Genomic DNA, 11,979 nt, shown 5'->3' with positions numbered 1-11,979 from the left:
CAGGAAAAATCCGTTACTGCAACGAAAGTCAGTTACCCGGAGGGAACCATCACGACGTGGCTCTCCGCGGCCGGTTCGGCGAACCGCAGCAATTCCGCTCCGGCTGCCTCCAGGTCGGTGATGTCCTTTTTGGACAGAGTCTCGAACGGTTCGACGGTCAGCGTGGCGACCCCACCGGAGCGGTCGATGGCCCAACGGCCGCGGACGAAACCGTCGGTCAGCACCACCTGCGGAATGAGCCCGTTCTTGGTGAAGATGCGCTTGCGGTAGTCGTCGCTGAGGATGCGAGTGCGGTCGGCGAACGAAAGCAGATTCTGGTCGAACCCACCGAGGAAGCACGCCGGCGCCGGGGTGTCCGGATCCGGCCGGGGCGCGTCGGGCAGGTCGAACAGCTCGCGCCCGGCCTCGGTGCGGAAGGTACGCAGGCGCGGCCGCAGCCGGTCGACGACCTCGCCGAGCCGGGTCAGCCCGCACCAGGCCTGCACGTCCAGCACGCTCGCCGGGCCGAACGCCCGCAGGTACCGCAGCACGAACTCGTCCGGGGACGGGTTCGCCGCCGTCGGCTCGCCAACCCACTCGTCCAGCACCACGTAGGTCGGCTGCCCCGCCCGGCCCCAGACCCCTCGCGGCGGGATCTGCACGAGAGGCAACAGGTTCCTGGCCGCCTGCGCGAGCGAGGACGGCGAGTGCCCCGGCCACCGCTCGGCCAGCGCGTCGCCCAGCGCCTTGCTGGACAACGGGCCCTCGGCGAGCAGTTCGCGCGCGTCCGCCGCCACCGCTGGGCAGTCCAGCCCGCGCCAGGTGGGATTGGTCCGCATGTAGTTGTCGAGCAGGGGCTGGGTCAGGGTGCGCCAGTCGAGCGCGTCGCGGGCGGTGAGCAGGTGCACCGTGCCACGCATGGTGACGATACGAACGACCCGACGGTCCAGCAGCAGTTGGGATAGCTCGTCCGGCTGGAAGCCGACCAGCCGGGCCCACAACGCGTAGTACGGCGGGAACGGCGCCTGCGCCTGCAAACCGGCGAGGTGCTCCACCGCGTCGTACGCGGTCATCCGCACACGCCCCAACAACAACTGACGGCTCAAGGTGGCGCGGTTGAGCGCACGCGTGTCCAGTACGTCCCCAGTCGACATGGGCAGAGCCTAAGCGCGCACGGCGGGCCGGTGGCCCACCGCCGCCGGACTCGGCTGGTGCCTGCCGAACCGCCTGCTCGATCGCCTGGCGGCCAAGGCCCCGCCCCGCGTTGCCGAAGGTTGCGGTTGGGGCGGTCACGCCCGGCATCCCGGCTGCTGGCGGGGAGGTGTGTCTGGGTCGTGGGGTGAGCTGGAAGCTCCGGGGGCGGGAGCTTGGACGGGCACTGGGGGCAGCGGACAGCGGCGGGCTGAGGGGGCGGAGCCCGTGAGTCGGAAGCCGAGGGGCGGCGGGTAGCGGGAAGGAGGGGAGAAGGCAGTGCGGAGTCGGGAGCCCAGGGGCGGAAGCTGGAGGCGGAAGGCAGAGGCTGGGAGCAGCGATAGCGGGGAGCCGGAGTGGTGAGGAGAGCGGGAGCCGAGGGCGGCAGGTAGCGGGGCAAGTCGTTCGAGGGCGATGGGGCGGTGCGCCGGGTTGGGTGAAAAGAGCGGGAGCCAAGGGCCGCGGGCGGCGACAGCGGATTGTCGGGAGCTGGGCGGCGGGCAGCCGGGGGCTGAGGTGGTGGGCCGAGGAAGGCGGGAGCCGAAGGCCGCGGATGGTGAGCAGCGGAGGCGGGGAGTTGGGAAGTGAGGGCAGCGGGGATCCCAGGGAGACGGCAGCGAACTGTCGGGTGCTGGGGTGGCGGGCTGAGAGAGCGGCGGCAGTGGGCAGCCGGGGGCCTGGGTACCGGGCTGGGAGCGGCGGGCAGCGGGCGGCCGGGGTTGTGGTGGGCTGAGGGTGGCGGGCAGTCGGGGGTTGGGGTGGCGGCTGAGTGCGGCAGGCAGGCGGCCGGGGTTGTGGTGGGCTGAGGGTGGCGGGCGGCCGGGGTTGGGGTGGCGGCTGAGTGCGGCAGGCAGGTGGCCGGGGTTGTGGTGGGCCGAGGGTGGCGGGGCAGCCGGGGTTGAGGTGGCGGGCTGGGAGCGGCGGGCAGCAGGTGGCCGGGGTTGTGGTGGGCCGAGGGTGGCGGGGCAGCCGGGGTTGAGGTGGCGGGCTGGGAGCGGCGGGCAGCAGGTGGCCGGGGTTGTGGTGGGCCGAGGGTGGCGGGCAGCCGGGGCTGGGGTGGTGGGCTGAGTGCGGCGGCCAGCGGGGAGCGGGTGAGGGGTGAGGGGGCGAGGGCGGCGGCCAGCGGGGTGAGGGCGGCGGGGTGAGGGCGGCGCCAGTGGGTGGCGGGGTGAGGGCGGGTGGATGGTGTAGCTGGTGCTACCGCGCGGCGGGTGGGGTGGGGGAAGAATCAGCGGTATGGACAACGTATGGCGTCGGGTGGTTGAGACGCTTCGGTACTGCCTCGGGACCCTGGGGACGGGGATCATCGCGGCGGTGATGCTGCCGGTGATGATCTTCACGGCGGCGCTCAGTTTGCTCGGGGTCGGGTTGCTGGCGTTGCCCCATGAGCTGCGGTGGTTGGCCAGGGCGGCTGACTTCGAGCGGAGGAGGGCGGGGGCTCGCCTGGGGCGGACGGTTCCTGGCCACGAGCGGCTTGGTGGCCAGGTGCGTGAGTTGCTGGCTGATCCGGCGACCGTCCGCGATCTGCGTTGGTTGCCGGTCAATCTGCTCGCTGGGCTGGTGCTGGGCACGATCGGCACCGGCTTCATTTTGATCCCGCTGCTCGCGGTGCCGACGGTCGCGCTCTGGTGGCTCTTCCCAGACGACGATCCGATGCGGGTGATCGCGAACATCCCGGTGACCAACTGGGGCAGCGCCATCGGGCTCGGGCTGGTCCAGTTGCTGTTGTGCGTCGTCCTCGCTGTGTTCGTGGCGCCTCGGATCGCTGACCTGAGTGCCCGGATCTCCGCGTTGCTGCTGGCGCCGTCGACCAGGGAGAAGCTGACCGAGCGGGTGGAGACGCTGGAGGAGACGCGAGCCGGGGCGGTCGACGCGCATGGTGCGGAGCTGCGGCGGATCGAGCGCGATCTGCACGACGGCACGCAGGCCAGGCTGGTGTCCATCGCCATGCGGCTGGGCCTGGCCGAACAGCAACTCGCCCGCGATCCGCAGGCGGTGGCCACGTTGCTCGCCGAAGCGCGGGAGGGCGCCGAGGAGGCGATGACCGAGCTGCGCGGCGTGCTGCGTTCGATGTACCCGCCGATCCTGGCCGACCGCGGGCTGGAAGGTGCGCTGGCGGCGGTGGCGGCCAACTGCCCGCTGCCGGTGGAACTCGACGTGCCCACGCTCGGCAAACTGCCTGCCCCGGTCGAGGCGGCCGCGTACTTCGTGGTCAACGAGGCGCTGACCAACGTGGTCAAGCACAGCGGAGCCACCGGTGCGCAGGTCACGGTCACCCGGATCGGCGATACCTTGAGCGTGATCGTGCTGGACAACGGGCGCGGCGGGGTCAGCGAGGAGAGGGGTACCGGAGTGGCCGGGATGAGGCGCCGGATCGCCGCGCTGGACGGGCAGTTCATGGTGGACAGCCCGGTGGGCGGTCCGACCGTGGTGGCGATGGACTGCCCGTGCGGGTCCTGATCGTCGAGGACAACGTCCTGCTGACCGAGGGCCTGAAGCTGCTGTTGAGCACCGCCGGGCACGAGGTGGTCGACACGGTGACCGACGGCGCGGCCTTCGTCGAGGCGGCGGCCAGGCACCGGCCCGATGTGTCCATTGTGGACGTACGGCTGCCGCCCTCGTTCACCGACGAAGGGGTGCGGGCGGCGCTGCGTGCCCGGCGCGAGACGCCGGGGCTGCCCGTGCTGGTGCTTTCGCAGTACGTCGAGCAGACCTACGCCGGTGAACTGCTCTCCAGCGGCGAGGGCGGGGTCGGCTACCTGCTCAAGGACCGCGTCGCCCGGGTAGCGGAGTTCCTGGACGCGCTGGAGCGGGTCGCCGGTGGCGGCACCGCGATGGACCCCGAGGTGGTCGCGCAGCTGCTGACCAGGCGGCACGACCCGCTGGCGGCGCTGACCGCGCGCGAGCGCGAGGTGCTGGAGTTGATGGCGCAGGGCTTCGCGAACGCGGAGATCGCGCGGCGGCTGGTGGTCACCGACCGGGCCGTGCACAAGCACATCGGCAACATCTTCGCGAAACTCGATCTTCCGCCGGACGAAGCCGGGCACCGGCGGGTTCTCGCGGTGCTCGCCTTCCTCGGCTGAACCTCCGAATAATGCGAACATTCTTCGGGTTGAGACCTCAGACACAACCCACCGGTATACCGAGAGGTAGGTCTTAAAAGAGAGGAGCGGCCAGGTTTTCCCTTCCTCTGGCCGGTGGAGGAATCTGTAGTGGCCGCCGTGCTCTGTGGACTCGGCGCGTGGCTGCCGCCGCGCGTGCTCACCAACGAGGAGATCGCCACCCGGCTCGACACCTCGGACGAGTGGATCCGCAGCCGCACCGGCATCGCCGAGCGGCGGGTCGCCGGTCCCGAAGCGTCCACTGTGGACATGGCGGTGGCGGCCGGGGAGCTGGCACTGGCCTCGGCCGGAGCCGACGCGCCCGCGGTCGATGCCGTGGTACTGGCCACCGCGACGCCGGACCAGGTGTGCCCGGCCAGCGCGCCGCAGGTCGCCGCCCGGCTCGGGCTCGGCGAGGTCAACGCGGTCGACGTGAACGCGGTGTGCAGCGGATTCCTCTACGCGCTGGCGACCGCGAGCGGGTTCATCGCGGGCGGGATCGCGCGGCGGGTACTGGTCGTCGGGGCGGACGCCTTCACCACGCTGGTCGATCCGGACGACCGCGGCACCGTGCCGATCTTCGGGGACGGCGCGGGTGCCGTGGTGCTGCGGGCCGGCGACGCCGACGAACTCGGCGCGCTCGGCCCGTTCGCACTGCACAGCGACGGCGCGCTGGCGGACCTGCTGATGGTGCCCGCCGGCGGCGCGAAGCAGCGGCGGTCCGACGATCCGCGTGACTACTTCCTCGACATGCAGGGGCAGGCGGTGTTCCGGCAGGCGAGCACGCGCATGGCCGAGGCCTCGCGCACGGTGCTGGACCAGGCTGGCTGGACCGTCGGCGACGTGGACCGGTTCATCGGCCACCAGGCCAACATCCGCATCCTGCAGTCCACCGCGAAGTACCTCGGGCTGCCGCAGGACGCGCTCGTGGTGAACATCGAGCGCACCGGCAACACCAGCGCGGCGTCGATCCCGCTGGCGATGGCCGACGCCCAGCGGGACGGCAACCTGATGGCCGGGCAGAAGGTGCTGCTGAGCGCCTTCGGCGCCGGCCTGACCTGGGGTGCGACCCTGCTGCGCTGGCCGGCGCTGGTGGGTGCGTAGGAATTCGTGGGGCACCCCTCGACTGTGCCCCGCGGCGGTGCCCGCCCGCTCCGGCCGACCCGAATCTGTGGACAACCACCCCGCCTGTGGACAACTCAGGAGCGTGGCGTGAAGGTCACGGTAGGTTGTCGGCGTCCCCGGAGTTGGAGGCGGCGATGACGGCGCCAGAGTTCGCGTTCGGTCGTGGTGGCGGCGTCGATCACCGCCTGACTGGCCAGGATGCGATGGCGCACGCCCTTCGCGTGGTCGGTCAGGCGCGCGGCTTCGTTCACCGCGTCGCCGATCACGGTGTATTCGAAGCGGCTGCTCGAGCCCAGTTGCCCGGCGAACACCGGCCCGCTGGCGACGCCGATGCCCAGGTCCAGTTCACCGGCCTCGCGCACGGAGTCGCGGATGGCCCTGGCCGCCTGCAAGGCCGCGGTGGCGGGATCGGCGAGCCGCGTGGGGGCGCCGAAGATGCAGAGGGCGGCGTCGCCCTGGAACTTGTTGACCAGGCCGCCGTGGGTGCCGACGGCGTCGACGACGACCTCGAAGAACCGGTTCAGCTTCCGCACGACCTCGACCGGAGGTGATCCGTAGGCCATCGCCGTCGAATCCACCACGTCGACGAACAACGCGGTCACCTCGCGCACGTCGCCGGACAGCGACGCGCCGTACTCCAGGGCGTGCCGCGCGACGTCCGCGCCCACGTGCCTGCCGAACAGGTCGCGCAGTCGATCCTGTTCCCGCAGGCCGTCGACCATGTCGTTCACCGACGCCTGCAACCGGCCGATCTCGCTGGAGTCGTCGACCGGCACGTGCACGTCCGTGCGCCCGCGGGCGACCCGGTCGAGGGCGAGCTTGAGCTGGTGCAGCGGAGAGGCGACCGAGCGCGCCAGCAGCGCGGTCGCGATGGCACCGATCACCAGCCCGATCGACGCCAGCAGGATCAGGCTCGGCGTGGGATCGCGGGTGCCGAGGTACGGTGGCAGGACCGCGACCAGCACACCCAGCATCGGCACGCCGCTGGCCAGCGCCCAGGTCACCACCAGCCGGGTGAGCACGGTCACCGACAGCGTGCCCTCCGGCGGCCGGGCCTTCAGCGCCAGCGCCATCACCGGCCGGGCCAGCCGTTCGGCGAGCAGGTAGGTCAGGCCGACCGTGGTCAGGCCGCCGAGGAAGATCGTCAGGCCGACGCCCATCGCGTCCCAGAGCGACCCGAGCACCCACGCGAGCCCGCCGAGCACCAGCGCGCCCGTCAACCACAACGTGCCGCTGACCAGCGCGAGGTCGACCGGGATCCGCAGCGCGCGGCGCACCTCGTCCTCGGACGGCTCGCGGTCGAAGAGGAACCACACCGCGGTCCGCCGTTGCAGCAGCGCCGTCCACAGCGAACCGGCGAGCAGCGCGAAGACGATGTACCCGGCGGAGCTGATCACCATCGTCCAGCCGTGTTCGCCCACGTCGTGCGGGATGTCCTGCAGTGCCAGCAGGACGAAGACGACGCCGGAACCGCACACGCTGGAGCCGATGCCGAGCGCGGCGAAACCCAGGCTGGTGCGCAGCAGCAGGGGGAATCTCGGCGGGAGACTCTCACGGATGCGCACGTGGTGATCGTATGGCGCCGCGGGAAAATGCGTGGCCGCGGCCCGCGCCGGAAATTACCCTGGCCGGTCGTTGCGTCGGAAAGGGGAATCGCGGTGGAGCCGCTCACAGAGGCCGAGATCAGGGCGTCGTTCGTCAACTGCTCGAAGGGTGAGGCGAAGGGGCTGACGCTGCCCGCCCGGACGGAGGAGATCCCCTGGCCGGACCTGGATTTCCTGGCCTGGCGGGATCCGCGGGCGGTGCAGCGGGCGTACCTGGTGACCCGGCACGACAGCGGCGTGGTCGGCCTGTCGCTGCGGGCGACGCAGCCGCCGAAGAGCCGGTTGCGCAGCAACATGTGCGGCCTGTGCATGACCACGCACGGCCTGGTCGACGTGGCGTTGTTCTCCGCGCGCCGGGCCGGTCAGTCCGGAAAGGACGGCAACACGCTCGGGCTGTACGTCTGCGCGAACCTGCGTTGCTGCGACTACATCCGCGGCAAGTTGAAGCCGGAGACACCGCAGCCCAGGGAGACCGTCACGCTGGACGAGCGGATCGCGCGGCTCGAAGCCAAGCTGCACCGGTTCGTGGACCAGGTACTCGGCGCCCGCGTCTGAGCAGGAAACGGTCAGGAGGCTTTCTTCTTCGACGACGAAGAAGCCTTCTTGACCGCTTTCTCCAGGTCGGCCCTGGTCATCTTCGAACGCCCCTTGATGCCCAGCTCGCGCGCCATCTTGTCCAGGTCCGCCTTGCTCAGCGAGGACAGATCCTCCTCCGAGGAAGAAGGAGAAGAGGACGGCTTCCGGCCCTTCACGCTCTTCGCCAGCGCCTCGAACAGGTCCACCACCTGTGTGGCCTGCGCGGGCTCCTCCTCCGGGGTGACCGTGCGCCCGGCCTTCTTGTCCTTCACCAGCTTTTCCACGCGCTTGGTGTAGGTGTCCTCGAAGTTCTCGGGCTTCCACGGCTCCGACATCGAGTCCACCAGCGCCACGGCCATGTCCAGTTCCTTGCCGCGCGGCTTCGCCTTCGCGGGCAGCTTCCGCAGCTCCTTGGCGGGGTCGCGCAGGTCGGCCGGGAAGTGCAGCGTGTTCAGCACCAGCACGCCGTCGCCCGCGCGCAGGGCAGCCAGGTATTCCTTGCCCCGCATGACGAACTTCGAGATCGCCGCCTTGTTCGTCTTGTCCATCGCGGCCAGCAGCAGCGTGTACGCCCGCTCGAACTCCTCCTTCGACGGCGCCAGCCAGTACGTCTTCTGGAAGTACGTCGGGTCGATCTCGTCGAGGTCGACGAAGGCCTCGATGTCCAGCGCGCGCGAGCGGCCGGGCGCGATTTCGTCCAGTTCCTCCGGCTCGATCAGCACGTAGTCGCCGTCGTCGAGTTCGTAGCCCTTGACGATGTCGTTGTACTCGACCTCCTTGCCGGTGCGCTCGTTCACCCGGCGGTACCGGATCCGGTCGGAGGTGCCGCGCTGGAACTGCCGGAAGTGCACGGTGTGGTCCTCGGTGGCGCTGTACAACTCCACCGGCACCGTGACCAGGCCGAAGTTCACCGCACCGGACCAGATCGGTCGCGCCATCTCGAGCCTCCTAAGCGAACTCGGCGAGCTGAGCCCTGGCCTCTTCGGCCGACCCCGCGTGCTCGTGCATGTCCTGCCAGGGATCGTCCTTCTGCGCCAGGCGCCGCCGCAACTCGGGAATGTCGTAGGCGTCCGGCTCGGTGTGCCCCAGTTCGTCCCAGTCCAGTGGGGTGGCCACGCGCGCGCCTGCCCGTCCGCGCAGCGAGTACGGCGCCACGAACGTCTGCGCGTACCCGTTGCGAGCCGTGTCCAGGAAGATGCGCTTGCCGCGCTTGTTCTTCCGGAACTCCGTGGTGAGCATGGCCGGTGCCTTGGAGGCCAGGAAGTCCGCCGCCTCCCGCGCGAACGCCACCACCGTCTCGTGTGGACTGGACCGGTCCAGCGGCGCCACCACGTGGTACCCGCGCCCGCCGGTGGCCTGCACGTACGCGGCCAGGCCGACCGCCTTGTACAGCTCCCGCACCGCCCGCGTGACCTCGCGCAGCGAGTCCACGGCCGTGCCGTTCGGCGGATCGATGTCGATCACGACCAGGTCCGGGTGGTCCAGCGCCTCCCAGGTGGAGGTCCAGATGTGGAACTCCAGCGCCGCCTGGTTCGCCAGGTAGACCAGGGTCGCCGGGTCCTCGGCGAGCACGTGCCGGGTGCTGCCCTGGCCGTCGTGCTGCGGGACGTCCTCGGTGCGCATCCAGTCCGGCCAGTGGGCGGGTGCTTCCTTCTGGAACCAGTTCTCGCCGCCGACCCCGTGCGGGTAGCGGCGCATGGTCAGCGGGCGGCCGCGCAGGTGGGGGAGCATCACCTCGGCCACGGTCCGGTAGTGCTCGATGACCTCGCCCTTGGTCACCCCGTCGGCCGGGTAGTACACCTTGTCCAGGCGCGTGGTCTTCACGTCCAGTGCGGGCATCTCGCTGACCACCTCCCGCGGTGCCTTGTCCGTCCGCAACCCGAGGTACCGGGCGTGCCGCAGGCGGCCGTCCGACGTCCACTCCGCGAAGCCCGCCTGCACCACCAGCTCCGGCTCCACCCAGTGCGGCCGCCGCTCGGGCACCTCGCCGGTGAACGGCGAGTCCGGCCGGGACAGGTCCCGCAACCGCCCGTGCAGCTCACGCAGCGTCCGCTGGTCGAAGCCGGTGCCGATCTTGCCGGCGTACCGGAGCACTTCGCCCTCGTAGTACCCAGCCAGCAAAGCGCCGAACCCCGGGCGTGACCCGGTCGGGTCGGTGTAGCCGCCGATCACCACCTCCTGCTCGCGCACGCACTTCAACTTCAACCAGTCGGAGGACCGGCCGGGGCGGTACGGGGCGTCCCCGCGCTTGGCGATCAGCCCTTCCCAGCCCTCGTCGCGGGCTTCGGCCAGGAACTTCTCGCCCTCGGTGTCGCGGTGTTCGGACAACCGCAGCGGCTCGTCGAAGTCGAACGCGTCCGCGAGCAACTGCTTGCGCTGCCGCAACGGCAGGCTGGTCGCCTCCATGCCACCGAAGGCCAGCAGGTCGAACAGGTACAGGAAGACCTCGATGCCGGTGGCCACCGACGCCCTGGGGTCACGCAGGTGCATCCGGTGCTGCAGGCGCGCGAAGCTGGTGCGGCCTTCGTCGTCGAAGGCCACCACCTCGCCGTCGACCACGAAGTCCGGCCCGCCCTGCGTGGCCAGCGCCTCGACCAGCTCGGGGTACGCGCCGTTCATCAGTTTCTGGTTGCGCGACCACAGCTGCGGCTCGCCGCCGTCCTCCCGGATGATCAGCGCCCGCACGCCGTCCAGCTTCCGCTCGAAGATCCAGTTCGGATCGGTGAACGGGCGGTCGGACAGCGTGGCCAGCATCGGCTCGCGCTGAACCTTCATCGGCGCACCCCCCGAAGTCTCAGAACCGGCAGCGGACTATGCGCCCCATCCTGTTCACCGCGGGCACCCACCGCAATGCCGCCAGCTGGAGCCGGGGCACCAGCGGCAGCTTCGGCAGGTCCTCTTCGGACGCGAACTGCTGCGCGAAGTGCTCGTCGACCAGCTCCAGGCCGAACTTCTCCAGCTCGCGCGAGTCGTCGAGACCCCAGTACAGCGTCGACCCGCTCTTGCGCACCACCGGATTCATCTTCTGCGCCTTGATGCCCAGCTTGCTGAAGATGTCGAAGACGAACTCGCCGGACGGGAAGCGCTCGACGACGCGCCGGAACAGGCCCTCGGCCTCGGCGTCGCGCAGGTACATGGTCAGGCCTTCGGCGACCACGACGACGGGCCGGTCGGCTGGCACCTCCTCCAGCCAGGCCCAGTCCGTCACCGAAGTGGCCAGCACCCGGTAGTTCTCACGCTCGTCGAGCTCGGGCCACAGCTGGTGGCGCAACTCGGCGATCTCCGGGAAGTCCACGTCGAACCACCGCGAATCCGGCGGCGGGTCGATGCGGAAGACCCGGGTGTCCAGGCCGCACCCGAGGTGCAGCACGCTGGCACCCGGGTTCGCCGCGAGCGCCTCGCGTGCCCAGGTGTCGATCGATTTCGCCCGCAGCGCCACGCTCAGCGCCATGCTGGGTTTCATCAGCTTGCCGAAGTCGTAGTCCAGCCTGCCGATCGCCTCGTCGGCGGCGGTGTCCCCCAGTACCGGTCGCGCCGACCGGCTGTCCAGGGCACGCCCCCAGAGCGTGGCGAGCATCGTCTCCTTGGTCCCGCTGAGCTGCACCCGCACCATGGATCGAACACTCCAATCACAAGTTTCACAACTTTGTGAATGGAGCGTACTCTCATTCGCCCGGCCGGCGGCTGAGTCCTTCCCGGAGCTGGGTGAGCGTGCGGGCGAGCAACCGCGACACGTGCATCTGCGAGACGCCGATCTTCTCCGCGATCTGCGTCTGCGTCAGGTTGTGCACGAACCGCAGTGCCAGGATCTTCCGCTCGCGCTCGGGCAGGTCGCGGATCAGCGGCTGGAGCATCTCGTGGTTCTCCACGTCCGCGAGCGCGCTGTCCTCCTCGCCGAGCGTGTCGCCGAGCGAGACGTTGTCGGTGTCCCCGGAGAGCACCTCGTCCAGCGACATCGAGTGGTAGGCGTTGCCCGCCTCCAGCCCTTCGTACACCTCGTCCTTGTCGATGCCGAGGTGCGCGGCGAGCTCGCTCGGCGTCGGCGCGCGGCCGAGGCGCTGCGCCAGTTCGGTGCTGGCGGTGCTGATGGTCAGGTGCAGTTCCTTGAGCCGGCGCGGCACGCGGATCACCCAGCCGGTGTCGCGGAAATGCCGTCGCACCTCGCCCATCACCGTCGGCACGGCGAAGGAGAGGAAGTCGAAGCCGCGTTCGGCGTCGAACCGGTCGACCGCGTTGATCAGCCCGACCCTGGCCACCTGGACCAGGTCCTCCTTGGCCACGCCGCGACCGGCGAAGCGCTGGGCGATGTGCTCGGCCAGCGGCAGGTAACCGGTCACCAGCTTGTCGCGTACCTCGCTGCGGCGCGGGTCGTCTCTCGACAACGCGGCCATTTCGCCGAACAG

10 protein-coding genes are annotated in these 11,979 nt (G+C 70.5%); 4 read left to right on the top strand and 6 right to left on the bottom strand.

The annotated features are described in order from the left end of the window. Nucleotides 1-32: 32 nt before the first annotated feature. Nucleotides 33-1,133, bottom strand: coding sequence for a winged helix DNA-binding domain-containing protein (locus tag JOM49_RS04920; protein WP_209663159.1), 1,101 nt, complete (start codon nucleotides 1,131-1,133; stop codon nucleotides 33-35). Between the two features lie 1,294 nt (nucleotides 1,134-2,427). Here JOM49_RS04920 and JOM49_RS04915 point away from each other — a divergent pair. From JOM49_RS04915 to JOM49_RS04905, 3 genes are all read left to right on the top strand, one after another. Then, a complete protein-coding gene (locus JOM49_RS04915) occupies nucleotides 2,428-3,630 on the top strand; it encodes a sensor histidine kinase (protein WP_308158654.1) in 1,203 nt (400 codons plus the stop codon). Next, the gene (locus JOM49_RS04910; RefSeq protein ID WP_209663157.1) at nucleotides 3,618-4,253 is read left to right on the top strand and encodes a response regulator; all 636 of its coding nucleotides are present in this window, start codon (nucleotides 3,618-3,620) and stop codon (nucleotides 4,251-4,253) included. Before JOM49_RS04915 ends, JOM49_RS04910 begins: the two co-directional genes overlap by 13 nt. Nucleotides 4,254-4,367: 114 nt before the next feature. Further along, a complete protein-coding gene (locus JOM49_RS04905; RefSeq protein ID WP_282770793.1) occupies nucleotides 4,368-5,375 on the top strand; it encodes a beta-ketoacyl-ACP synthase III in 1,008 nt (335 codons plus the stop codon). A 95-nt stretch (nucleotides 5,376-5,470) separates the two neighbouring features. Here the strand turns inward: JOM49_RS04905 and JOM49_RS04900 are convergent, their stop codons facing one another. Next, on the bottom strand, nucleotides 5,471-6,955 hold the full coding sequence (locus tag JOM49_RS04900; RefSeq protein ID WP_209670820.1) for an adenylate/guanylate cyclase domain-containing protein: 1,485 nt from the start codon (nucleotides 6,953-6,955) through the stop codon (nucleotides 5,471-5,473). 99 nt (nucleotides 6,956-7,054) lie between these two features. Between JOM49_RS04900 and JOM49_RS04895 the strand changes: the two genes are divergently transcribed. After that, on the top strand, nucleotides 7,055-7,555 hold the full coding sequence (locus tag JOM49_RS04895) for an FBP domain-containing protein (RefSeq protein ID WP_209663156.1): 501 nt from the start codon (nucleotides 7,055-7,057) through the stop codon (nucleotides 7,553-7,555). Nucleotides 7,556-7,566: 11 nt separating this feature from the next. On the opposite strand, the gene ku is transcribed toward JOM49_RS04895, so the two are convergent. The 4 genes from ku to JOM49_RS04875 are packed head-to-tail and all read right to left on the bottom strand — an operon-like array spanning nucleotide 7,567 to nucleotide 11,967. Further along, nucleotides 7,567-8,514 (bottom strand): non-homologous end joining protein Ku, encoded by a 948-nt coding sequence (ku, locus tag JOM49_RS04890; protein ID WP_209663155.1) that lies wholly within the window; start codon nucleotides 8,512-8,514, stop codon nucleotides 7,567-7,569. Nucleotides 8,515-8,524: 10 nt separating this feature from the next. Further along, the gene (gene ligD / locus JOM49_RS04885) at nucleotides 8,525-10,351 is read right to left on the bottom strand and encodes a DNA ligase D (protein ID WP_209663154.1); all 1,827 of its coding nucleotides are present in this window, start codon (nucleotides 10,349-10,351) and stop codon (nucleotides 8,525-8,527) included. A gap of 19 nt (nucleotides 10,352-10,370) precedes the next feature. Further along, nucleotides 10,371-11,189: a class I SAM-dependent methyltransferase gene (locus JOM49_RS04880; protein ID WP_209663153.1), complete on the bottom strand. Its 819-nt coding sequence runs from the start codon at nucleotides 11,187-11,189 to the stop codon at nucleotides 10,371-10,373. A 52-nt stretch (nucleotides 11,190-11,241) separates the two neighbouring features. Further along, a complete protein-coding gene (locus tag JOM49_RS04875; RefSeq protein WP_209670818.1) occupies nucleotides 11,242-11,967 on the bottom strand; it encodes a SigB/SigF/SigG family RNA polymerase sigma factor in 726 nt (241 codons plus the stop codon). Nucleotides 11,968-11,979: the final 12 nt, after the last annotated feature.

The organism is Amycolatopsis magusensis (assembly GCF_017875555.1).
Lineage (GTDB): Bacteria > Actinomycetota > Actinomycetes > Mycobacteriales > Pseudonocardiaceae > Amycolatopsis > Amycolatopsis magusensis.
This window is presented reverse-complemented; position numbering and strand designations above follow the sequence as displayed.

Excerpts from the sequence above, each read along its gene's own strand:
- JOM49_RS04920 (WP_209663159.1), bottom strand. The coding sequence starts at position 1,133 with ATGTCGACTGGGGACGTACTGGACACGCGTGCGCTCAACCGCGCCACC.
- ku (WP_209663155.1), bottom strand. The coding sequence starts at position 8,514 with ATGGCGCGACCGATCTGGTCCGGTGCGGTGAACTTCGGCCTGGTCACG.
- ligD (WP_209663154.1), bottom strand. The coding sequence starts at position 10,351 with ATGAAGGTTCAGCGCGAGCCGATGCTGGCCACGCTGTCCGACCGCCCG.
- JOM49_RS04880 (WP_209663153.1), bottom strand. The coding sequence starts at position 11,189 with ATGGTGCGGGTGCAGCTCAGCGGGACCAAGGAGACGATGCTCGCCACG.
- JOM49_RS04875 (WP_209670818.1), bottom strand. The coding sequence starts at position 11,967 with ATGGCCGCGTTGTCGAGAGACGACCCGCGCCGCAGCGAGGTACGCGAC.